The organism is Bacillus cereus group sp. BfR-BA-01379 (genome assembly GCF_022663605.1).
Taxonomy (GTDB): domain Bacteria; phylum Bacillota; class Bacilli; order Bacillales; family Bacillaceae_G; genus Bacillus_A; species Bacillus_A mobilis.
In genome coordinates this window covers 66,514-87,266 of sequence record NZ_JAKUFT010000012.1, presented here as the reverse complement: position 1 = coordinate 87,266, position 20,753 = coordinate 66,514, and the positions used below count along the sequence as shown (strand labels likewise).

The following is a 20,753-nucleotide window of genomic DNA, read 5'->3' as shown; positions in this document are numbered from 1 at the left end:
GATATTGGAGGAGAAAAGATGATTGAAAAGGGCTATCATGTAGCTGTTGTGGGGGCTACAGGTGCAGTTGGACAGAAAATTATTGAACTGTTAGAGAAAGAAACTAATTTTAATATAGTTGAAGTTACATTGCTTTCGTCAAAACGATCCGCTGGTAAGGTAGTGCAGTTTCAAGGACGAGAGATAATGATACAAGAGGCAAAGACGACTAGTTTTGAAGGTGTAGATATTGCCTTTTTTAGCGCTGGAGGAGAAGTTTCGAAAAGATTTGTTAATCATGCAGTGTCTAGTGGTGCAATCGTAATTGACAACACGAGTGAATACCGAATGGCTCACGATGTACCGCTCGTTGTTCCAGAAGTAAATGCGCACACTTTAAAAGGGCATAACGGTATCATTGCAGTTCCGAATTGTTCAGCATTACAGATGGTGACGGCACTTCAGCCAATTCGAGAAGCATTCGGATTGGAACGAATTATCGTTTCAACATATCAAGCTGTATCAGGATCAGGAATTCATGCGATTCATGAATTGAAAGAACAGGCTAAGTCGATGCTTGCAGGTGAAGAAGTGGAAAGTACTATACTGCCAGTGAAAAAAGATAAAATACATTATCCAATTGCATTTAATGTATTGCCACAAGTAGATATATTTACAGATAATGATTTCACATTTGAAGAAGTGAAAATGATTCAAGAAACGAAGAAAATTTTAGAAGATCCCAATTTAAAAATGGCAGCTACTTGTGTGCGTGTTCCAGTTGTTTCAGGGCATTCAGAATCGGTTTATATTGAACTTGAAAAAGAAGCAACGGTCGCAGAAATAAGAGCAGTGTTGCTGGATGCATCAGGTGTTATATTACAAGATAACCCTAGTGAACAGTTGTATCCAATGCCATTGAATGCAGAAGGGAAAATAGATACATTTGTCGGGAGAATTAGAAAAGACCCTGATACACCAAATGGTTTCCATCTTTGGATCGTTGCCGATAATTTATTAAAGGGTGCCGCTTGGAACTCTGTTCAAATTGCAGAAACGTTGGTGGAGGAAGGGATTATTTAGCATAGAATTACAAAAGTAAGAACTAGGAAACTATAGATTCCTAGTTCTTACTTTTGTGAGAATTTAATATAAATTAGTTTTTATAGTGTTTTTATAAATATCTACTTTATTCGCGGAAAATATTAAAGTTTTATGTTCCCCATTAATAGTAAGATTGATATGAATTGTTAAAGGTAGATCAAGTTTTTTTACTACATCTTCTATAGCAATATACTCGCCTTCTTTTTCGGTATAGTAAACTACAGACCTAATTAATACTTCATCATTTTCAATATCCATTTCACAAATCATAGGGAACTTTTCGCCGTTATGTAGGAGTAATTCGCCTAGTACTATTGAACCATTTAACTCTTCTGTAAAATTAGTGGTTAATGCAGGTTTTACCCATGTTTCATCATACTCTTTGTTTTCTTCTTCATCTAGTGCCCATTCCCATATTGGGTTTTGCTCCAAATCCTCAATCGTTAATTCATCAATTGGTTTGCAAATGCCCATAAAAAAGTTCTCCTTTTGCTCTGATAAATAAGTTGCTTAATCTTAATATTTAGTTGATTGCTTATAAGCGGCTTAAATATAGATTTATTCCAAAATAAAGTAGTTTAATTTGAAATAAATGTATTACGTTAATAGTAACAAGGGTCTAGTTTTCTATCAAATAATTATTAGTAGAGATTTAAAAACAGGATGACATTAAAGGGGGATAGTAAAAAACATCAAGAATGATTAAAATCCATTTGGTATGATATGGATATATTCAATGTGAGGGGGAAATGTGATGTATGAAGTAAAGGGGTATTTTTCATCATTAAAAGGAAGTCATTATGATATCGGAAAGCAACAAGGAGAGTTTGTAAAAAATCATCCGTATCTCATTCCGCAATTTATACAACAAGAACATTTAGTATCAGATAACTATTGGACAGAATCTAGAAATATATTAAATCAATATTGTCCTGGAATTAATGAAGAAATTGAAGGTTTTTGTGAAGTATTGAAAATTCCTTCTAAACATATGATGTATTATTATCAAACATTATTAAAAGCAGGATGTAGTCATTGTGTTCTATTACCTAAAAAGACAGATTCAAAGCACACATATGTATTAAGAAATTATGATTTGTCGCCAAAAATAGATGATATGCGTTTTTGCTCAACACATGTTGAAGGTGCATATGTGCATAGTGGCTTTTCTACTCAATATTTTGGCCGAACAGAAGGAGTTAACGAGCATGGGTTATCTGTTACATTTTCAGCATGTGGTCAACCAGTAGGAAATATTGAAGGATTACGGAAGCCAGTGTTAAGTGGTTTACAATGTTTTGCGGTAATTCGAGTATTATTAGAGAAATGTAAAAATGTGCAAGAGGCGAAATTACTAATAGATGAAATGCCAATTGCAAGTAATGTCAATCTAATTGTAGCGGATTCTCTAGACGCAGCGCGTATTGAAATATTTGACGGATATAAATCTATAACCACAATTGAGGAGGAAAGTCATGATTTTATCGTATCAACAAACCATGCGATTAGTGTACCTATTCAAAAATTGAATAATAGAAGATTAGAACAATCTACAAACAGATATTACACATTGTATGATCATTTAAATCAAAATGAACAAGTGAGTATGGAATCTTTAAAAGGTTTAGTAGAAAAAGAGTATCCTACTGGGCTGACAGTACATAATTATGAAGAATGGTTTGGAACTTTGCATTCTGTCTTATTTGATTTGCATAATCGCACAATGAATATTTGTTTTGGATCTCCACTTTTCAACGACTGGTACTCATTGAAAGTTGGAGAAAGTCTATCTTTTTCTGAGGTGAATGTGAAATTTAAAAATACAACGTATGCTGACTTTTGGAGAGAAGAGCATAATGAATTGATTTCAAAAGATTAAATGGGATAAAATGGTGATAGAAAGGTATATATACTGGAGGGATTGCCATTGCTAAAAGTTATGTTACCGATTGTTTTTATCTTAATTGTTGTCGTTTCAATGTATATTACTTATGAAAAAAGAAAAAAAGCAGGGATAAAAGGATTGAAGAGTGCGTTAACTTCAATTTGTTTCTTTGCAATTGCAATTTTAAATTTCTTTGCATATTGGTTTAGCTTTGGTGGTATGTTTACTTGGTTGTTTTCAATCGTATTATTGCTAGTTGGAGCATATTTCACGAAATATATTCCAATATCTAAAAAGGTACATTGAAATCTATATGAATCTTAATATGATGTTTTATTTTGAAAAGAGATTATTCTACTAGGTCGTTGTGAAGCGATTTTATAGGATAATCTCTTTTGTTCGTTTAGCTTTGTAAAGAACGTACTGTTCTTTTTAGTTGTTCAATAAATTCTCGGGTTGCAGCACACATATATTTATCTTTTCTATATATAAGCCCAATTTCTATTGTTGGAGTAGGATTTTCTATTTTAATAGCTTGAATGTTTTTATTTTGTAAAAAGTCTATATACGGTTTTGGTAACACTGTAATTCCCATTCCTTTTGAAACCATTTGGAGTAAAGATTCCATCGTACTAATTTCTAAAATTGGTTTTGGTGTAAAGTTAAATTTTTGACAATGAGATGTAATTAGTTCGGTTAAAAAGAAATTTTTAGGTAAAAGAATTAAAGGATAGTTCTGTAGTTCAGCAATAGATATATGATTACATGCAGCTAATTGATGACCGGTTGGTACGACTAATGTAAGTTCACTTTTGTATAGAGGGATAGAAATAATCTCTTTATCTTGCACCGGGAGAAATGTAATGCCAATATCTAGTTCATTTTGTAATAATTTTTCACGAATATCTCCGGTGCGAAGCCCTAATACAGAAAGTTCTATATTGGGATATAAATGATTAAAATTTAAAATAGCTGGTGGTAGTAAGTAATTTACGACGGTTAACAAAGATCCAATTGTTAAGGTACCTTGCTGTAATCCGTTTAAGTCTTGAATGGCGGAACGAGCTTGTTCAACTTCATGAAAAATGGTTTTACTATGTAATAATAAAATCCTTCCTGCGTCAGTTAAAGATATTTTTTTACCAATGCGATCGAAAAGCGGCATGCCTATTTCATGTTCTAATGCACGTATTTGCTGACTTAGAGAAGGCTGTGAAATATTTAATTTCTCAGCTGCTTTTGTGAAATGTAATTCTTTTGAAACAGCTAAAAAATATTCAAGTTGTCGTAATTCGATTGGGATCACCTCAAGTTTAATAATAGGTTATACCTATCATTATTATATAAATAATAGGATTGAACAATGGTTTTTCGAGTTTTATAATCATCTTTATATAACAGAGATAGTGCGAAAATAAATCGAGTGAGAAAATTCATGTAACACCTTTAAAGGAGGAAATAGAATGACTAATGAATATCAATTATTATCTTTAAATATAGGTTTACCAAAAGAAGTTACATACGGAGGAAAGGTAATTCATACAGGTATAAATAAGAAACAAGTAAAGGAAGCGGTGTTTTTATCCTTTGTAAAATTTAATGGGGATGGCCAGGCGGACTTAGTTCATCATGGTGGAGTAGATAAAGCGGTGTGCGTATACTCAGGAGAACATTATGGATATTGGGAAAAAGAGTTGCATCAAGACCTTGTGTATGGAGCATTCGGAGAAAATATAACAATTAGTGATATGCGTGAAGAGGATGTTTGTATTGGTGATACATTTCAAATTGGAGAAGCAATTGTACAAGTAACACAGCCAAGGCAACCTTGTTTTAAATTAGCTAAGAAATACAATATTCCAAAGTTACCACTGTATTTTCAAGAAACAGGATATACAGGATTTTATTTTCGCGTATTAAAAGAAGGATGGGTATCACCTGTTGATTCGTTAAAGTTACTGAAGTCTGATCCGAAAGGTGTAACAGTGGCATTTGCTAATCGTATCATGCATAAGGAAAAACAAAATATAGAAGGATTAAAAAGGATCTTAGATGTTCATGCACTTTCTACAAGTTGGAGACGAACATTTGAAAAGCGAATGAAGGGAGAAGAAATTAACACGCAGGAGAGATTAGAAGGAAAAAAATAATAAAAAAATATTTTTTATAAATGGTGCATTTCTATTAGTAAAAACGACTTAGAAAGCACTATTTTTATATAATAAACTTATTAATATTCAAAAATCCTAATATTGTTTTATTCGACTTATTTTCGAATAGTCGAAACATAAAATTAATTAGACTTTTTTTTTATATTTTATGATAGTATATTGATTGGTAAGACCTATTACTTTAAGAGCAGGTTCTACAACTATATCTAATTTGATGGAATTAACGTATGGAGGGACAACATGGGGAATGTTGAAAATTTTGAAAAACTTCTTTTAGAAGAACCGAAAAGAGAGCAGTTATTTCCTTTATTTGAAGAAGTGTTTGGGATTACAATTCAAACATTGAATGATTTTTCGGAGAGAGGTTATTGGGATGATACATACAAAGCTTTATCATTTTTACATGACGATAAAGCGATTGCAAATGTTGCGGCATTTTCGTTACCATTGCTAGTAAATGGTGAAAGAATAAATGCAGCGGGAATTCAATCGGTAATGACACATCCTAATTTTCGTAGAGAAGGACTCATGACACTATTAATGAGTAAAATGATAGAAGAAATCGATAAGAAATGTGAATGTACTTTATTGTTTACGGAAAAACCTGAACTATATGCATCATTTGGGTTTAAAGTTGTGCAGGAGTATTTGATGACTATTACATATGATAAAAAGAAGAATAATGATTCCTTACTTAGAAAGTTAGATTATTTTATGGAAGAGGATAGAAAGTTAATACATGAAACTATTGATAGTAGTCAAAGACTTTCAAATAATTTTTCAACATTAAACTTCCATCCTTCGTTTTATTTGAATATGTATGACTCAGAATGGAATGAGAAATTGTATTATTCAGAGAAACTAGATGCTCTAATTGTGTATGAAGTAGATAATGAAAAGTTGAAATTATATGGAGTGTTTGCACCAGTAATTCCAGTTTTAGATGAAATTTGCGAGGGAATTTCTGAAAGATTTACAGAAATCGAATTTTATTTCTCTCCAGATCAATTAGGGATTGAGGATGTACAGTTTACAGAATTACAGTCTAGTAAGTATTTAATGGTGCGAAGTAATAAAGAGTTAGATTTTAAAGGTTATAAATTCCCAGTATTAACAGAGTTCTAATTGTTTATATAGATATTTTTGATGGGGAGTATATAAGTATAAATACTGTTTAAATAGGTTTATATATGTGAAGTCCACCTGAAAAAATGAATTTGAGAATAAATTTTGCAGTGTAACTTATATAGATGAAAACCGTATTCTTTCAATTTGAGAATACGGTTTTTCTAATTGCGTAATATAAAGCACATTTATTGACCGAGAAGTCATTAATGCGTATCATTTAATAATGTTAAATATTAATTTACATAATATAATAGGAATAAGAAAGAAATTACAAAATACATCGCTTAAATAAGGAGGGATATGAATTATTCAGTGGTAATTTCATGGGAAAAGGAGATTATGTATGAAATCATTTCGTAAGTTATTACAGTATTTAAAACCATACATGTTCTTCGCTATAATTGGACCTCTATTTATGGTGCTTGAGGTTGCGATGGACTTAATTCAACCGACTATTATGCAACATATTATTGATGTTGGGATAGCAAATCGGGATTTGAATTATGTAATAAAAATGGGGCTTCTTATGATAGGAGCAGCAGCACTCGGTTTAGTTGGAGGACTTGGGTGTATGATGTATTCTACAAAAGCAGCTGTTAATTTCGCTACTGACATACGAAAAGATGTGTTTGCGAAAATAGAAACATTTTCTAGCGAAAATCGTGATTCGTTCGGAACTGGAAAGTTATTAACGATTGTGACAAATGATATTACTTCTATTCAAGCAGCGATGACGATGACATTACGTGTTCTTGTTCGTGGTCCTTTGTTATTTATCGGAAGTATAATAATTGTTTTTGTAACAGCACGCGAGTTATTTCCTATATTACTCGTAGTTGTTCCAATTTTATTACTTGCAATTATATTCATTGCAAGTAAAGCGAGCGGGACGTTCAAAAAAGTGCAAGAAGCATTAGATAAAGTGAATACAAAGTTACAAGAAAATTTATCTGGAGTACGTGTTATTAAAGCGTATGTAAGACAAAAATATGAAATCACTCAGTTTGGAAAAGTGAATACAAATTTAACGAAGATAAATATTCGAGCGGTGCAGCTTATTTCTATAATGATGCCAATCATTATGTTAGTTGTAAGCGGCGGGATTGTCGCAACATTATGGATTGGTGGAGAAAAAGTATTTGATGGAACTCTTCAAGTAGGAGCTATTTTAGCGTTTATAAACTATTTGAATATTATTTTAATGTCACTTATGTCTATAAGTATGGTATTTATGCAAATCGCACGAGCGTTTCCATCTGCGGATCGTGTGCAGCAAGTTTTAAATACTGAGGTTGATATTACGACCGAAACAAATGCGGTTGCACCTCAGCAAATCGAGGGACAAATTGCCTTTAAAAGTGTGAGTTATAGTTACACGAAAAATAATGAATATGTTTTAAAAGATATTTCATTTAACATATGTAAAGGTGAAAAAGTAGGGATTATCGGTTCTACAGGAAGTGGTAAATCTACTTTAGCAAAACTTTTACCGCGTTTATACGATGTTGATCAAGGAGAAATATGCATTGATGGAATAAATGTTAAGACGTATGACTTACAAAAACTTCGTGCTTCCATCGGGTTTGTACCTCAAAAGGCATTGTTGTTTTCAGGTAGTATAGAAGAGAACTTACGTTATGGTAAAGAAGATGCATCGAATGACGAACTTGAAGTAGCGGCTTCATCAGCTTGTGCGACTGAATTTATTAACAAGCTGGAAGATTCATATCAATATCATTTAACACAGGGTGCGACGAATTTATCAGGTGGACAAAAACAACGTGTATCCATTGCAAGAGCACTTGTGAGAAAGCCATCCATTCTTATATTAGATGATTCTACATCAGCAGTTGATGCGAAATCAGAATCTAACATTCAAGCGGCATTAAGAACAGAATATAAAGGAACAACAACATTATTAATCGCCTCTAAAATCTCATCTATAATAGATGCTGATAAAATTCTCGTTTTAGATAACGGTGAATTAGTTGGTGATGGTACACATGAAGAATTGTTAGAACAATGTGAGGTATATCAAGAAATTTATCTTTCCCAAGGTGGTAATTTACATAAAAAAGGTGGGGAAGAACATGCGTAATTTTCAAGGGCAATTTGCTAATAAAGGTGGGCGTAACGCGCCTAAGATGGGTAAAGCTAAAAATACGAAAGGAACTGTAATGAGAGTATGGAACTATATGGGGTACCAAAAGGCTGCTCTTACGTTCGTTATATTTTTAGTATTTGTTACGACGTTACTTGGATTATTAGGTCCGTATTTAATGGGAGTAATTATAGATCAATATATCGTACCGAAAGATTTAAGCGGTACGGCGAGAATGTGTTTGTTACTTATCGCAATTTACGGTGTAACAGTATTGTTAACATGGTTACAAACATTTGTCATGGTTAACGTTGCATTAAAAACAATACAAAAAATACGACAAGATATTTTTGAGAAAATCCAAACACTTTCTTTACGGTTCTTTGATGTACGTTCGCAAGGGGATTTAATGAGTCGTGTGACAAATGATATAGATAATTTGAATCAAGCGTTGACACAAAGTGTGGTGCAAATTATTTCATCTGCATTAACATTTATAGGTGTGACGATTGCGATGTTCGCATTAGATTGGATATTAGCGATTGTTACTTTAATTACAGTGCCTATTATGTTTTTCGTTACAAAAAAACTAGTTGCTTATAGTGGTAAAAACTTTGCAAAGCGTCAAAAAGATTTAGGAGAGTTAAATGGTTTTATCGAGGAAGCTATAACAGGAGCAGATGTTACAACGTTATACGGGAAAGAAAAAGAAACTGTACAAAATTTCAATAAAATTAATGAACAACTAAGAATTTCAGCTACGAAGGCAGATACATTTTCAGCTTTTATTTTTCCGAGTATGAACTTTATTAATAATTTAGGTATGGGACTTGTAATTGGGACTGGATCAATTATGGTTTTAAATGGAATGACAACAGTAGGTGTCATTGCGGCTTTTATTAATTATTCCCGTCAATTCTCAAGACCACTCAGTCAATTCGCAACTTTAATGAACACGATTCAAGCGGCAGTTGCTGGTGGAGAACGTGTCTTTGAAATTATGGATGAAGTACCGGAAATTCAAAATAAAAAAGATGCGTTCGTTGTACAAAATTTACAAGGGCATGTTGCACTTGAGAATGTTTCATTTGGGTATGAGGAAAATAAAACGATTTTAAAAGAAGTAAGTCTAAAGGCGCAGCCAGGGGAGACAATTGCTTTGGTTGGTCCCACTGGATCGGGTAAAACAACAATTATTAATTTGCTAACTCGCTTTTACGATATACAGCAAGGGAAAATTCATATCGATGGAAAAAGTATAAAAGATTATGATATGAATTCGTTGCGAAGTAAAATAGGGGTAGTTTTACAAGACACGTATTTATTTGCTGGGACGATTATGGATAACATCCGTTATGGTCGACTAGATGCAAGTGACGAAGAGGTAATCAATGCAGCTAAGGCAGCATCTGCACATTCTTTTATAAAGCATTTACCGAATCAATATGAAACAAAAATTGCTTCAGAAGGATCGAATTTAAGTCAAGGTCAAAAACAACTTCTTGCGATTGCAAGAGCAATTTTAGCGGATGCAGATATATTAATTCTCGATGAAGCAACATCAAATATTGATACGAGAACAGAATTACAAATTCAAGAAGGACTAAACAATTTAATGAGAGGTCGAACAAGTTTCGTAATCGCTCATCGACTGAAAACGATTGAAAAAGCAGATCAAATCCTTGTTATAAGAGATGGAAGTATTATGGAAAGAGGGAATCATGAATCTCTTATGGAAGATAGAGGTTTTTACTTTGATTTGTATACGAGTCAGTTTAAAATTTAATACAACCTTTAATATGGTGCGGTTTCTCTAGAACGGAGAAACCGCATTTTTATGTTTGTAAACATTATTATCCAAATAGTTGTTCACTAAATATTTTAACTGCGTATTCTTGTATCCAAGGTAAAACATGCGTAAGCTTATGAAAACACCTTTATGCCTCAATCGTTCACTTGTAATTTTAGGGTGTAAAATTGTTCCAAAAAAAGTGTTGCATGAGTATGATGTGAATTATGAAATTGATTTTTTTAACAATTGAGACTAATCGTTTGGGAATTGAAGTTTCTGTATTTAATAGTAAAATAATTGAATTTTGATTATATAACGGAAGTGGAACAAATAGAACGAATGAAGATAACCTTAATGAGTGTTTCACGTTATATTTATACGTTTTAATAACTTGATAAATAATACAATTTGAATTTTATTAAAAAATACACTGTTTCCAGTGTCCCAACTTACTACGAGAGTTTTATGAGGAAACTTAAATAGGTGAATTTAAGTTTCTCTATAATATATGAAACTTAAATAGGTGAATTTAAGTTTCTCTATAATATATGAAACTACAATTAGAAAATCACTTGTTTTTTAAAGGAGTTAATGGGTAATTGTACGTGCTAAAATCTTTATTAAAAATATCCTGTACTAATTGGATAGTTTCATGATTATAAAAACTATCGTATGTTGGGAGGCGTGGGAATAAAGGATCGGTAATATCAGCATCTGCAAAATCACCTCTAAAAATCGCCCTGTCCTTCTGATGATGCCATGATTTGGTTAGTATGTGTAAAGGAGAAGTTTTTAACTGATATGTTTGTTCTAAGCGTACAATTTCAGTAGAGAAATTTTCAAGGTAGATATACTTTGTAACAAACTCCTCCTCATCTGGTTCATATTGCTGCATTAAATGTGGATCTACTTGTTCTAAATCGATCATTCGCGCTTGTAAATAGTAGAGAAAGATTTTAAATGAAATAGGCTTATTACAAAATTCATTACCATAATAAAAACTCCGAATAGGATTCCATGCGGGGTTTTCTATGTGAGGAGGGGCAATTAGTGAAAAGAATGAACTTACAGCTCTTGTATAGGGGTTTCTCACTAATTTATAGGAATCTTTTCCGTTTGTATATAAAGCCGCAGCTAGTTCAATAAAGTAGTCTGGGGAGTTTTTGTATATTTCATTTTCGTAATTATGGATGAAGGAATTGTATTTTATGGCTTGTTTAAATAAATTTATTTGATAAAAAAACCAATGTGCAAGTGAAGTACAGCCACTTTTCTGACTCCAAAATAAAATCAAAGGGAAGTTAGAGTTAAAGTGCGGAACGCGTCCGTATTTAATAATATTTGCAAAATACATAGTTAGCCTCCATTCAGTTATGTCAATTATTTTTAATTTATGAATAAACAACTCGGCATATGAACAAGAGAAGAGGAGTAGAATAGATAATTTAATAACAATAAAACTTTGAAATGAAAGCGTTATTTTATAGAGATATGAAAAAAGCACACAAAAAATGTGTACTCATAACAATCTAAATTATTTTAAGGACCATGATTAAAAGAAAAAGTATGTAATTGCAGCGATAAATTTTGGGGATATGTAAATATAGTGAATTTATTCATGTAAATACAACTCAACAAAATAATGCTTTTTTCATAAACAAAAAGGCGGTTGTTTCCGCAACCACCTTTTTATAAAACAAAGCACTTTTTCAAAAATAAAATATGAATGATTTCTGAAAAGGTTATAGGATTTAATCATATTTTCACAACTCAAGTGACGAGCTTAATTTTTAAGAAAGGAATGACTATATTATATGAAAGCTTGTCTAACAGGGTTACAAATAAAAAACAGCTAGCAAAAGCTAACTGCTCTCTAAATGGAATGAAGTGTGTATTTATATTATGGTCTAGCTGCCCATATTTCTATTTTAATTTCTGGTAATCTTAATTCTGAAATATATCCAATTGTCATTGCTGGGTATTCAGTATTAAATAATTGTTTCCATTCAAAATCCATGTGTTCCCAATCAATTTTTTCTGTTGCCCATATATTCACTTTTATAATGTTCGCAGCAGTTAATTCTTCAGTTCCTAAGACTTTGCTTATATTTTTTAAAGTGCTATTGATTTGTTCATTCATACCTTCTGGGAATTGGCCGTCCTGATTTATCCTGATCTGTCCTGATGACACAAGTAACTCTGCATTTCTAGGGATTTTAGTAATATGTGTATAGTTTCCTACTGGTTCTGGCATATTTATTGGGTTTTGTCTGACGGTTATTCCGTTTCTCATATATTTCACCTCATCATAAAAAATAAATGCGGGTTCTCTAGGAAGGAGAAACCGCATTTTTATATTTATAAAGATAATTAGAAATATAGACTTGAAATTTTTTAGATATGCGAATTGTTAGCAAAAACTAGCAGCTTCAGTGCCAGATGGAAGAATTAATTTACGTGGAATTGTAATAATCTCAAGAGCCATCTGTGCTGAATAGAGAAGTATTGGAGTCAATTCTAAAGCGTGAGTTAATAATAATATAAAGCTCGTTAAAATAGCAAAGCTTCCCCAAAAGAAACTTTTTGAAGTGTTACGGAAATCTTTTATTAAGGAAAAGAAAGAAAAAAATGTTGTAACAATGAGTATCAAAAATTTATATTTATCAGCCATTAAACCCCTCCTAAAGAACAGTAACTTATATTATAATGCATTTTTCTGTATTATAATAAAAAGATTTTGAAATAAACAGTTTAAATGTGTAAAAACCGCAACTTTAAAATAGAGTAGCGTCTAAATTTTATTTGCTGGAGATGTACAGGATATTTGACCGGACAATAAGACGAGCTTTGAATATAGTAGTAAAAAAGGGATGTGGAACAATGGCTAGGTATAGTTTACATGCAGGGCACAATAGTATTGTACAGGGTGCAAATTATGGGAATCGGAAAGAACACATTATGGATCGCCAAGTTAAGGATGCAGTTGTTGCTAAATTAAGAGCATTGGGGCATACAGTTTATGATGATACCGATGAAGTAGGGACAACGCAAGCACAAAATTTAAATAATATTGTATCAAAAACAAACTCACATGATGTAGATTTAGTAGTTTCATTTCACTTAAACTCATATGATACGAAAGCGAATGGTGTTGAAGTTTTGTACTATGACCAACAAGCTTTATCAGCTAAGATAGCGGCACAACTTTCAAAAGATATTGGCTGGTCAAATCGTGGTGCGAAGGAACGAAAAGACCTTTATGTGTTATCGAATACGAAAGCACCCGCAATTTTAATTGAACTTGGATTTATTGATAATGAAGCAGATATGGCAAAATGGAATCCAGATAAGATTGCTAATTCAATTGTTTATGCATTAACTGGGCAATCTGGTGGGACAACTCCACCAGCCCAAAAAAATATCATTCAATCAGGGGCTTTTTCGCCGTATGAAACACCTGATGTAATGGGAGCGTTAACGTCACTAAAAATGACAGCTAACTTCATTTTACAATCTGATGGTCTAACATATTTTATCTCTGAACCAACTTCAGCTGCGCAACTTAAAGGAATGACGGATTATCTTGATCGTAAAGGCTGGTGGTATGAAGTTAAGTAAAGGTTTTAGTTTAATAGAACAGAATATTTTTTGAAAAATAGAACGTAAAAAGAGGATTACTTATTATGTGTGATCCTCTTTTTATAATATTATCTCGTATGAGTATAATTAGATATAGGAGACTCTCGCTTTAAAACTTTATAAGTGCTACATGTTAGTGGGAGGTTTATTAAGAATAGCAGCTATATTTATAAAACATACTTTTAAAAAGAATTTAAATTTAATTGACTACAATTGAAATAGCGCTAAAAATTAATAAAACGGCCATAATGAAGTTGAATGATTTAGTATGCTTTAATAAAAGTTTTTGGAACATGGAACCAAATAAACTCCAACTGAATGTACTCATTAACCCGACTACTCCTAGAAATAATGAGAAAAATAGAAAACTCGAATACGAATTATAGTAAGGGAGAATAAAAGTTGAAACTACAGTAAGCCCGAAGAGAATCCCTTTAGGGTTAACAAATTGAATAAAAATCCCGACTGTAAATAAGTTTTTATTATGTTTTTCATCTGGATCTGTACTAGTTTTACTAGTGAGTATTTTAAAGGCTAAATATAGCATGTATGCTACACCTAAAATTTTTAAAGGGAATTCGATTATAGGTAGGATATTAATTAGTACAATATTAAAGAAGCTACATAATGAAGTGAGGATGAAAAAACCGAAAGCTACTCCAAAGCAAAATTGCATACTCCTTTTTAAACCGTGTTGATTGGCATATGTCATAGCTAAAAAATTGTTAGGTCCGGGTGTGAAGCTACTTATAAAAACAAATAATAAAAAAGAAAATATAGGCATTTCAAAACCCCCTAATTATTTATTTTGTGTGTTATAATGACCGAAAAGAACAATATAACGTGTGCTTTTTATTATACATAATGGTCGTTATATTGTATATAGTGTAGGGGTGTTTCTTATGGAAGAAATTCAACTTATTTTAGCAAAAAATTTAAAAACAATACGTGAAAAAGAGAAAATGAGTTTAGAAAAGGTCTCTCAATTAACAGGTGTCAGTAAAACGATGATTGGACAAATTGAAAGAGGAGAGTCAAGTCCAACATTAACAACGATATGGAAAATTGCTAATGGTTTGAAAGTGTCTTTTACTTCTTTAATCAATAATCCGCAACCGGATACAAAAATTGTGTTACGAAATGATGTTCAAGTATTATCAGAAGACAGTGGGAAATATAAAGTGTATCCTTCTTTTCCTTTTCAAGATGATAGGAACTTTGAAATCTATACCGTTGAAATTGAAACAGAAGGAAAATTAAGTTCAGAAGGTCATAAAGAAGGGACAGAAGAATTTATAACGGTGTTTGAAGGGGAATTGACGATTGAAATAAATGATTGTCAATATAAATTAAATAGCGGAGATTCAATTCGCTTTAAGGCAGATAGAAAGCACTCTTATCATAATTTTGGAAGTACGCTAACTCGGTTAAGTATGACCATTTATTATCCAGCTACATAAACTTATTATGGCATCAAGAATATAAAGCAGTGTGTGTTGATAAACCATCAATAAGAGATGGTTTTATTTTTAAAATTTATAAAAAAAAGACACTCGTTTGAGTGTCGACACAGTATTGCTCTCGCGTATAGGATTGGAGTATATTTCTCAAATACGTTTTGAGATGGTTCGCATTTGAGAAACTGTCTTCTTATTCAATGTAACATCTGTAGGGAGAAGTGTAAATTGATAATGTATATACGGAAAATTTAGTATAGATAATTTCTACTGTCAATATAGTACAAAGTGTTTTTTATTGCATTATTATTATCGTGAGGTTATTGAAATATTCGCTTTAGGACTGACAGAATAGTTACTATTTTAGAATTTCAGAATGATTATTATAAAAAGAACGAATCATTTTTTAATCGATTCGTATAATTGTTAAAGAGGCACCTGTTGAACCGCCTCCAACTAAATTAACTATGGATAATACGCCGAATAGTTGAAGTGAAATTGTATTACCGGCAATTAAATTGGTTATTAAATTATTATTATAATTTGAAGTTGATATTGCGGGTGAAAAAATAGATCCGGGAAGTGGAGTTGAAGAGTTTAATAGTAGCCTTGTACCAGCAAGTAGTGCAGTTGTCGTATTAACTTGATAGGTTAAATAATATCTCCCAGTAACAGGAATTGTAAATATATCATTTGAAGCGTTCACTGTAAAATTACCTAGACTTTGATTATTAGAAAGTGGAATATTAGTTCCACCTAATATGACTGAAATGGGACCACCTAACGTATTATTAGCGAACATTGAGTTTGTTGTGATAATAGGCCCAGTAATACCCGTAGATCCAGTAGTGCCTGTAGGTCCAGTGATACCCGTAGATCCAGTAGTGCCTGTAGGTCCAGTAATACCCGTAGATCCAGTAATGCCTGTAGGTCCAGTAATACCTGTGGATCCAGTAATACCTGTGGATCCAGTAACGCCTGTAGGTCCAGCAATGCCTGTAGGTCCAGTAATGCCTGTAGGTCCAGTAATACCTGTGGGTCCAGTAACGCCTGTGGGTCCGGTATTACCTGTGGGCCCAGTAGGACCTGTAAGTCTGTATGGAAGAATAATTTCAAGAGCCATTGATAATAGTTCTTTTTTTATTTCTTTATTCTTATCCTGAATATAAATCACCTCATTTTTAAATTAGAACGTAACCGATTTAGTATTTTGAAATGGAACTATCATTTTATTATATTAATACTACTAGTGATAGCAACGGTAAAAAGTTTATTATATGTAAAAGTCATTTTAATATGAAAAAGTTATAGAATTTTTCTAAAATGATAGATGTTATATTTTGTTAATAAGTAAACGGAAATGTGGAATGAGGTATTAAATTGAACCGCAATGACAAATTATCGTTGAATAAAGGTATGATAAGATCTGAAAATATTGGACCTACCTTTCCAGCTCTTCCGCCAATTTATATTCCAACGGGAGCAACAGGTCCAACGGGAGCAACAGGTCCAACGGGAATAACAGGTCCAACGGGAGTAACAGGAACAACAGGAGTCACAGGAACAACAGGAGTCACAGGAACAACAGGAGTAACAGGTCCCACAGGACTAACAGGAGTAACAGGAGCAACAGGAGCAACAGGAGTAACAGGTCCGACGGGAATAACAGGAGTAACAGGAGTAACAGGAGTAACAGGAACAACGGGAGCAACGGGAACAACAGGAGCAACGGGAACAACGGGAACAACAGGAACAACAGGAGTAACAGGTCCGACGGGAATAACAGGAACAACGGGAGCAACAGGTCCGACGGGAATAACAGGAGCAACAGGAACAACGGGAGTCACAGGAATAACAGGAGCAACAGGTCCAACTGGAGTTATTGGTCCCATAACAACAACTAATTTATTATTTTACACTTTTGCAGATGGAGTAAAATTTATATATACAGATTCGGATGGGATAGCTCAATATGGTACAACTCACATATTATCTCCTGATGAAGTTTCCTATATTAATTTGTTTATTAATGGAATACTTCAACCACAACCATTTTATCAGGTTAGTACTGGTCAGTTAACTTTATTGGATGATCAACCACCATCACAAGGTTCATCAATTATTTTGCAATTTATCATTATTAATTAAAAAAGACAGATTCTTAAATAAAAAGAATCTGTCTTTTTGTTTTACTTTAAAGTAGATAACACTAAGTGACGATAAATTCGATTGTAATTGGAATTCCGCCGTCTAATGCATCTCCGCCAGGAATTGTAATAGCACCAGTAGGTCCAGTAGTAACACTAGAGTTCACACTGGGTTGAAGAATGCCGTTTACATATAAGTTATAATACGTAAAAGTCGGAAAAGCAGTTGCAGTAGTACCGGCATCATTTAAACAAGCTGTTGCAGCAATTGCGAAAGCTGCACCTGTTCCTGTTCCAGCTCCTAGTGTAGATGTAAATCTTCTAGATGCCATAAAAGGTTGGATGATTGGCAATTAATTTTCACCCCCTAAATTATTTTTTTGGAACGAAGTATAGAATAACTTGTCCGATATATTGTATGCGAGTTTTCTATAATAGAAACGGCTCTCTAATTATTGAGAGAACTTAGTTTTAGCAAAATTATTATTGTTACTGATCTGAAAGGGTGGTGGTGTTTATATACTAATGTTTAGTTTTTATATTTAAATAAAAATGTGCTTTTGGACCTAAGAGATAAACGTGGAAAAATAAAATAAACTCGTAAGTTTAGGTGTTTAATCTAAGCAGTCAATTATTAAAAACATATAATTAATATGTGAGTCATGAACATAATTAAATAACGTTTTTTCAGTTTAATTATTATTCATGTTTCCTATTTTAAGTGAATGAAACCTATACACAATTTTATAGTTCTTATAATAGGAAAACACTCAAATATAAGATGAGTAAGGAGGAAATAAATGTCACATAATAATTGTTTTGGTCACAACAACTGCAATAATCCGATAGTTTTCACACCAGATTGTTGTAATAACCCACAAACAGTACCGATTACTAGCGAACAATTAGGTAGATTAATCACTTTACTAAACTCATTAATTTCGGCGGTTGCAGCGTTTTTTGCAAATCCAAGTGATGCAAACAGATTAGCGTTACTCAATTTGTTTACTCAGCTATTGAATTTACTAAATGAATTAGCACCTTCTCCAGAAGGTAATTATTTAAAACAATTAATTCAAAGTATTATCAATGTACTACAATCTCCTAATCCAGATTTAAGCAAATTACTTTCCTTATTGCAACAATTCTACAGTGCTCTTGCACCATTCTTCTTTTCTTTAAAAATTGATCCGGCAAGTTTACAACTTTTATTAAACTTATTAGTTCAACTAATTGGTGCTACTCCAGGAGGAGGTCCAACAGGTCCAACAGGAGCAACAGGAGCAACAGGAGCAACGGGTCCAGCAGGTACTGGCGGAGGAGCAACAGGAGCAACAGGAGCAACAGGAGCGACAGGAGCAACAGGTCCAACAGGAGCGACAGGAGCAGGAGCAACAGGCCCAACAGGTCCAACAGGGGACACAGGAGCAACGGGAGCGACAGGCCCAACAGGAGCGACAGGAGCAACAGGAGCAACAGGCCCGACAGGAGCAACAGGTCCAACGGGAGCAACAGGCCCGACGGGAGCAACTGGATCAACTGGTGCAACAGGTGGCGGAGCTATTATTCCATTCGCTTCAGGTACAACACCAGCAGCGTTAGTTAACGCATTAGTAGCTAATACAGGAACTCTTCTTGGATTTGGATTTAGTCAGCCTGGTGTAGCTTTAACTGGTGGAACTAGTATTACTTTAGCGTTAGGTGTAGGTGATTATGCATTTGTAGCACCACGAGCAGGAACTATTACGTCGTTAGCAGGTTTCTTTAGTGCAACAGCTGCATTAGCTCCATTATCACCTGTTCAAGTGCAGATTCAAATATTAACTGCGCCAGCAGCAAGTAATACGTTTACAGTTCAGGGAGCACCTTTATTATTAACACCGGCATTTGCTGTTATAGCTATTTTGGACACAGCATCAGGTATCATACCTGAAGCTATTCCGGTAGCTGCTGGAGATAAAGTACTACTGTATGTTTCGTTAACAGCAGCAAGTCCAATAGCTGCAGTAGCTGGGTTTGTAAGTGCAGGTATTAATATCGTCTAGTTTGTTACAACACCTGTTTGAAATTTGAATTGGCGTTTGTATATAGCCCACCCTAATTTTATTAGGGTGGGCTATATTTTATGGGAAGATAGTTGATAAATCAATTGAGGAATTATCCTGTCATAAGTTGGTATATGAGAAAAATAAAATTTATGATTTATATATTATTGTTTATGAAATCAGTTGTAAGGTTTTTAAAAATTTTCTATAAATAAAAAAGATGAATTCTATTAAAAATAGAATTCATCCATAAAATAAATTTATCGTGAGCGTTGAAATATTATTGTTCAAATTAGTAATAAACTATTTGTTTTTATTGCAGTTACATCCTTTTTTCTTTACATATCCTTGCTCGGCTAAATCTCTTTGTGATTGGGAATTGGAAGATTGAGAGTTCGAAGACTGAGAGGATGTTGATGAACTACTATTTTTATTATGAGAGTAGTTTTTTCGATAGTTATAATTACTCATAGTACTATCACCTCCAATTAAATATATAAATATTATATGTATGTACTCTATTAATTGTTACGATAAAAAATAGCAATGGAGGGTATACAATAAAAAATCTCCTACGTATTTTCCGAGGAGATTATGATGGTCTTTTCATGCTATAGATTAATATCCCCAGTAGAGAGGGAAATAATATGAATCTTGGTAATATAAATTTTGTTGTGGACTAGGAGGCTGAGTTGGTGGGTTTATCATTCCGCGGTTTTGATTACAGTTTGCTGACGGACCAATTACTGTAGTGGATTGAATAGGGGCTACCGCTTGTTTCCATTGTTGTTCATCGAGACAGTAAGTATGAGCCATTATATTAGCGGGAGTTAATCTTAAAATATCAGAACCAAAAATAACTTCTGGTGTTGGGGCGTCGAAAATAGCTAATAAATGAGTACTATCTGTTGTAGCAATTTCATAATGCCACCACGCTTTTGGAATGTTGGCAACTTGCCCTGGTTTTATCGGTAAGTTTAATATTTGGTTTGTAAAAGGATTCAGTAAAGAAACAACCGCAGATCCTGAAATACAGTAAACAAGTTCAGCTGCATTTTGATGAATATGCGGCTCTATAACATTTCCTGTACTTAAATAAATATCTAATAAAGAAGTATTTTCTAACGTATTTAATTGTTTCACGCCAAGTACGTTTATATAATTTTGGGCATCTTTCTGAAAAAAATTACTTTTACTTACATCGTAGGTGAAATTAGTTGAAGGGGCAGTGTAGTCGATACTAGAAGTCATTTGTATTACCCGCCTTTCTTATATTTTCATGCAATTTGAATTTAGGATATGAGT

At 33.1% G+C, this 20,753-nt stretch carries 20 protein-coding genes; 11 read left to right on the top strand and 9 right to left on the bottom strand.

Going from position 1 to position 20,753, the window contains the following annotated elements; translation table 11 throughout:
* Nucleotides 1-18: 18 nt before the first annotated feature.
* A complete protein-coding gene (locus tag MR113_RS07300) occupies nt 19-1,062 on the top strand; it encodes an aspartate-semialdehyde dehydrogenase (protein WP_242252931.1) in 1,044 nt (347 codons plus the stop codon).
* A gap of 63 nt (nt 1,063-1,125) precedes the next feature.
* Here MR113_RS07300 and MR113_RS07295 read toward each other — a convergent pair whose 3' ends face one another.
* The gene (locus MR113_RS07295) at nt 1,126-1,557 is read right to left on the bottom strand and encodes a hypothetical protein (RefSeq protein ID WP_242252929.1); all 432 of its coding nucleotides are present in this window, start codon (nt 1,555-1,557) and stop codon (nt 1,126-1,128) included.
* Nucleotides 1,558-1,837: 280 nt separating this feature from the next.
* Between MR113_RS07295 and MR113_RS07290 the strand changes: the two genes are divergently transcribed.
* Together MR113_RS07290 and MR113_RS07285 are read left to right on the top strand one after the other, a co-directional pair.
* On the top strand, nt 1,838-2,962 hold the full coding sequence (locus MR113_RS07290) for a C45 family autoproteolytic acyltransferase/hydrolase (protein ID WP_242252927.1): 1,125 nt from the start codon (nt 1,838-1,840) through the stop codon (nt 2,960-2,962).
* A 48-nt stretch (nt 2,963-3,010) separates the two neighbouring features.
* Nucleotides 3,011-3,274 (top strand): hypothetical protein, encoded by a 264-nt coding sequence (locus MR113_RS07285; protein WP_242252925.1) that lies wholly within the window; start codon nt 3,011-3,013, stop codon nt 3,272-3,274.
* A 97-nt stretch (nt 3,275-3,371) separates the two neighbouring features.
* Here the strand turns inward: MR113_RS07285 and MR113_RS07280 are convergent, their stop codons facing one another.
* A complete protein-coding gene (locus tag MR113_RS07280) occupies nt 3,372-4,274 on the bottom strand; it encodes a LysR family transcriptional regulator (RefSeq protein ID WP_242252923.1) in 903 nt (300 codons plus the stop codon).
* Nucleotides 4,275-4,431: 157 nt separating this feature from the next.
* On the opposite strand from MR113_RS07280, the gene MR113_RS07275 reads away from it, so the two are divergent.
* The 4 genes from MR113_RS07275 to MR113_RS07260 all read left to right on the top strand — a co-directional run bounded on the left by MR113_RS07275 (nt 4,432) and on the right by MR113_RS07260 (nt 10,154).
* Complete coding sequence (locus MR113_RS07275; protein WP_242252921.1) at nt 4,432-5,118, top strand: MOSC domain-containing protein; 687 nt, start codon at nt 4,432-4,434, stop codon at nt 5,116-5,118.
* Between the two features lie 261 nt (nt 5,119-5,379).
* Nucleotides 5,380-6,264 carry a GNAT family N-acetyltransferase gene (locus MR113_RS07270; RefSeq protein ID WP_242252919.1) on the top strand — a complete coding sequence of 295 codons (885 nt, stop codon included), beginning with the start codon at nt 5,380-5,382 and terminating at the stop codon, nt 6,262-6,264.
* 346 nt (nt 6,265-6,610) lie between these two features.
* A complete protein-coding gene (locus MR113_RS07265) occupies nt 6,611-8,365 on the top strand; it encodes an ABC transporter ATP-binding protein (protein ID WP_242252917.1) in 1,755 nt (584 codons plus the stop codon).
* Complete coding sequence (locus MR113_RS07260) at nt 8,358-10,154, top strand: ABC transporter ATP-binding protein (RefSeq protein ID WP_242252915.1); 1,797 nt, start codon at nt 8,358-8,360, stop codon at nt 10,152-10,154. Before MR113_RS07265 ends, MR113_RS07260 begins: the two co-directional genes overlap by 8 nt.
* A gap of 574 nt (nt 10,155-10,728) precedes the next feature.
* Here MR113_RS07260 and MR113_RS07255 read toward each other — a convergent pair.
* The 3 genes from MR113_RS07255 to MR113_RS07245 form a co-directional block, all read right to left on the bottom strand.
* Nucleotides 10,729-11,514, bottom strand: coding sequence for a sulfotransferase family 2 domain-containing protein (locus MR113_RS07255; RefSeq protein WP_242252913.1), 786 nt, complete (start codon nt 11,512-11,514; stop codon nt 10,729-10,731).
* Between the two features lie 546 nt (nt 11,515-12,060).
* Nucleotides 12,061-12,453 (bottom strand): RidA family protein, encoded by a 393-nt coding sequence (locus MR113_RS07250; RefSeq protein ID WP_242252911.1) that lies wholly within the window; start codon nt 12,451-12,453, stop codon nt 12,061-12,063.
* A 117-nt stretch (nt 12,454-12,570) separates the two neighbouring features.
* Complete coding sequence (locus MR113_RS07245) at nt 12,571-12,831, bottom strand: hypothetical protein (RefSeq protein WP_242252909.1); 261 nt, start codon at nt 12,829-12,831, stop codon at nt 12,571-12,573.
* 209 nt (nt 12,832-13,040) lie between these two features.
* Here MR113_RS07245 and MR113_RS07240 point away from each other — a divergent pair, with 209 nt between their 5' ends.
* Nucleotides 13,041-13,778, top strand: coding sequence for an N-acetylmuramoyl-L-alanine amidase (locus tag MR113_RS07240; protein ID WP_242252907.1), 738 nt, complete (start codon nt 13,041-13,043; stop codon nt 13,776-13,778).
* Nucleotides 13,779-13,998: 220 nt separating this feature from the next.
* On the opposite strand, the gene MR113_RS07235 is transcribed toward MR113_RS07240, so the two are convergent.
* Complete coding sequence (locus MR113_RS07235; RefSeq protein WP_242252898.1) at nt 13,999-14,583, bottom strand: LysE family transporter; 585 nt, start codon at nt 14,581-14,583, stop codon at nt 13,999-14,001.
* Nucleotides 14,584-14,644: 61 nt separating this feature from the next.
* On the opposite strand from MR113_RS07235, the gene MR113_RS07230 reads away from it, so the two are divergent.
* Nucleotides 14,645-15,259, top strand: a complete 615-nt coding sequence (locus MR113_RS07230; protein WP_242252887.1) for a helix-turn-helix domain-containing protein — start codon at nt 14,645-14,647, stop codon at nt 15,257-15,259.
* 403 nt (nt 15,260-15,662) lie between these two features.
* Here the strand turns inward: MR113_RS07230 and MR113_RS07225 are convergent, their stop codons facing one another.
* Complete coding sequence (locus MR113_RS07225; RefSeq protein ID WP_242252885.1) at nt 15,663-16,430, bottom strand: BclA C-terminal domain-containing protein; 768 nt, start codon at nt 16,428-16,430, stop codon at nt 15,663-15,665.
* A gap of 206 nt (nt 16,431-16,636) precedes the next feature.
* Between MR113_RS07225 and MR113_RS07220 the strand changes: the two genes are divergently transcribed.
* Nucleotides 16,637-17,404: a DUF4183 domain-containing protein gene (locus MR113_RS07220; RefSeq protein WP_242252883.1), complete on the top strand. Its 768-nt coding sequence runs from the start codon at nt 16,637-16,639 to the stop codon at nt 17,402-17,404.
* Nucleotides 17,405-17,465: 61 nt separating this feature from the next.
* Here the strand turns inward: MR113_RS07220 and MR113_RS07215 are convergent, their stop codons facing one another.
* Nucleotides 17,466-17,756, bottom strand: coding sequence for a DUF4183 domain-containing protein (locus MR113_RS07215; RefSeq protein ID WP_001121647.1), 291 nt, complete (start codon nt 17,754-17,756; stop codon nt 17,466-17,468).
* 447 nt (nt 17,757-18,203) lie between these two features.
* On the opposite strand from MR113_RS07215, the gene MR113_RS07210 reads away from it, so the two are divergent.
* Nucleotides 18,204-19,448 carry an exosporium glycoprotein BclB-related protein gene (locus MR113_RS07210; protein ID WP_242252881.1) on the top strand — a complete coding sequence of 415 codons (1,245 nt, stop codon included), beginning with the start codon at nt 18,204-18,206 and terminating at the stop codon, nt 19,446-19,448.
* Nucleotides 19,449-20,066: 618 nt separating this feature from the next.
* Here MR113_RS07210 and MR113_RS07205 read toward each other — a convergent pair.
* A complete protein-coding gene (locus MR113_RS07205) occupies nt 20,067-20,699 on the bottom strand; it encodes a cupin domain-containing protein (RefSeq protein ID WP_242252879.1) in 633 nt (210 codons plus the stop codon).
* Between the last annotated feature and the right edge of the window lie 54 nt (nt 20,700-20,753).

Bases quoted from the DNA above. Each gene is read 5' to 3' on its own strand.
- MR113_RS07300 (WP_242252931.1), top strand. From the start codon at position 19: ATGATTGAAAAGGGCTATCATGTAGCTGTTGTGGGGGCTACAGGTGCA.
- MR113_RS07295 (WP_242252929.1), bottom strand. From the start codon at position 1,557: ATGGGCATTTGCAAACCAATTGATGAATTAACGATTGAGGATTTGGAG.
- MR113_RS07290 (WP_242252927.1), top strand. From the start codon at position 1,838: ATGTATGAAGTAAAGGGGTATTTTTCATCATTAAAAGGAAGTCATTAT.
- MR113_RS07275 (WP_242252921.1), top strand. From the start codon at position 4,432: ATGACTAATGAATATCAATTATTATCTTTAAATATAGGTTTACCAAAA.
- MR113_RS07270 (WP_242252919.1), top strand. From the start codon at position 5,380: ATGGGGAATGTTGAAAATTTTGAAAAACTTCTTTTAGAAGAACCGAAA.
- MR113_RS07265 (WP_242252917.1), top strand. From the start codon at position 6,611: ATGAAATCATTTCGTAAGTTATTACAGTATTTAAAACCATACATGTTC.
- MR113_RS07260 (WP_242252915.1), top strand. From the start codon at position 8,358: ATGCGTAATTTTCAAGGGCAATTTGCTAATAAAGGTGGGCGTAACGCG.
- MR113_RS07255 (WP_242252913.1), bottom strand. From the start codon at position 11,514: ATGTATTTTGCAAATATTATTAAATACGGACGCGTTCCGCACTTTAAC.
- MR113_RS07250 (WP_242252911.1), bottom strand. From the start codon at position 12,453: ATGAGAAACGGAATAACCGTCAGACAAAACCCAATAAATATGCCAGAA.
- MR113_RS07245 (WP_242252909.1), bottom strand. From the start codon at position 12,831: ATGGCTGATAAATATAAATTTTTGATACTCATTGTTACAACATTTTTT.
- MR113_RS07240 (WP_242252907.1), top strand. From the start codon at position 13,041: ATGGCTAGGTATAGTTTACATGCAGGGCACAATAGTATTGTACAGGGT.
- MR113_RS07235 (WP_242252898.1), bottom strand. From the start codon at position 14,583: ATGCCTATATTTTCTTTTTTATTATTTGTTTTTATAAGTAGCTTCACA.
- MR113_RS07210 (WP_242252881.1), top strand. From the start codon at position 18,204: ATGTCACATAATAATTGTTTTGGTCACAACAACTGCAATAATCCGATA.
- MR113_RS07205 (WP_242252879.1), bottom strand. From the start codon at position 20,699: ATGACTTCTAGTATCGACTACACTGCCCCTTCAACTAATTTCACCTAC.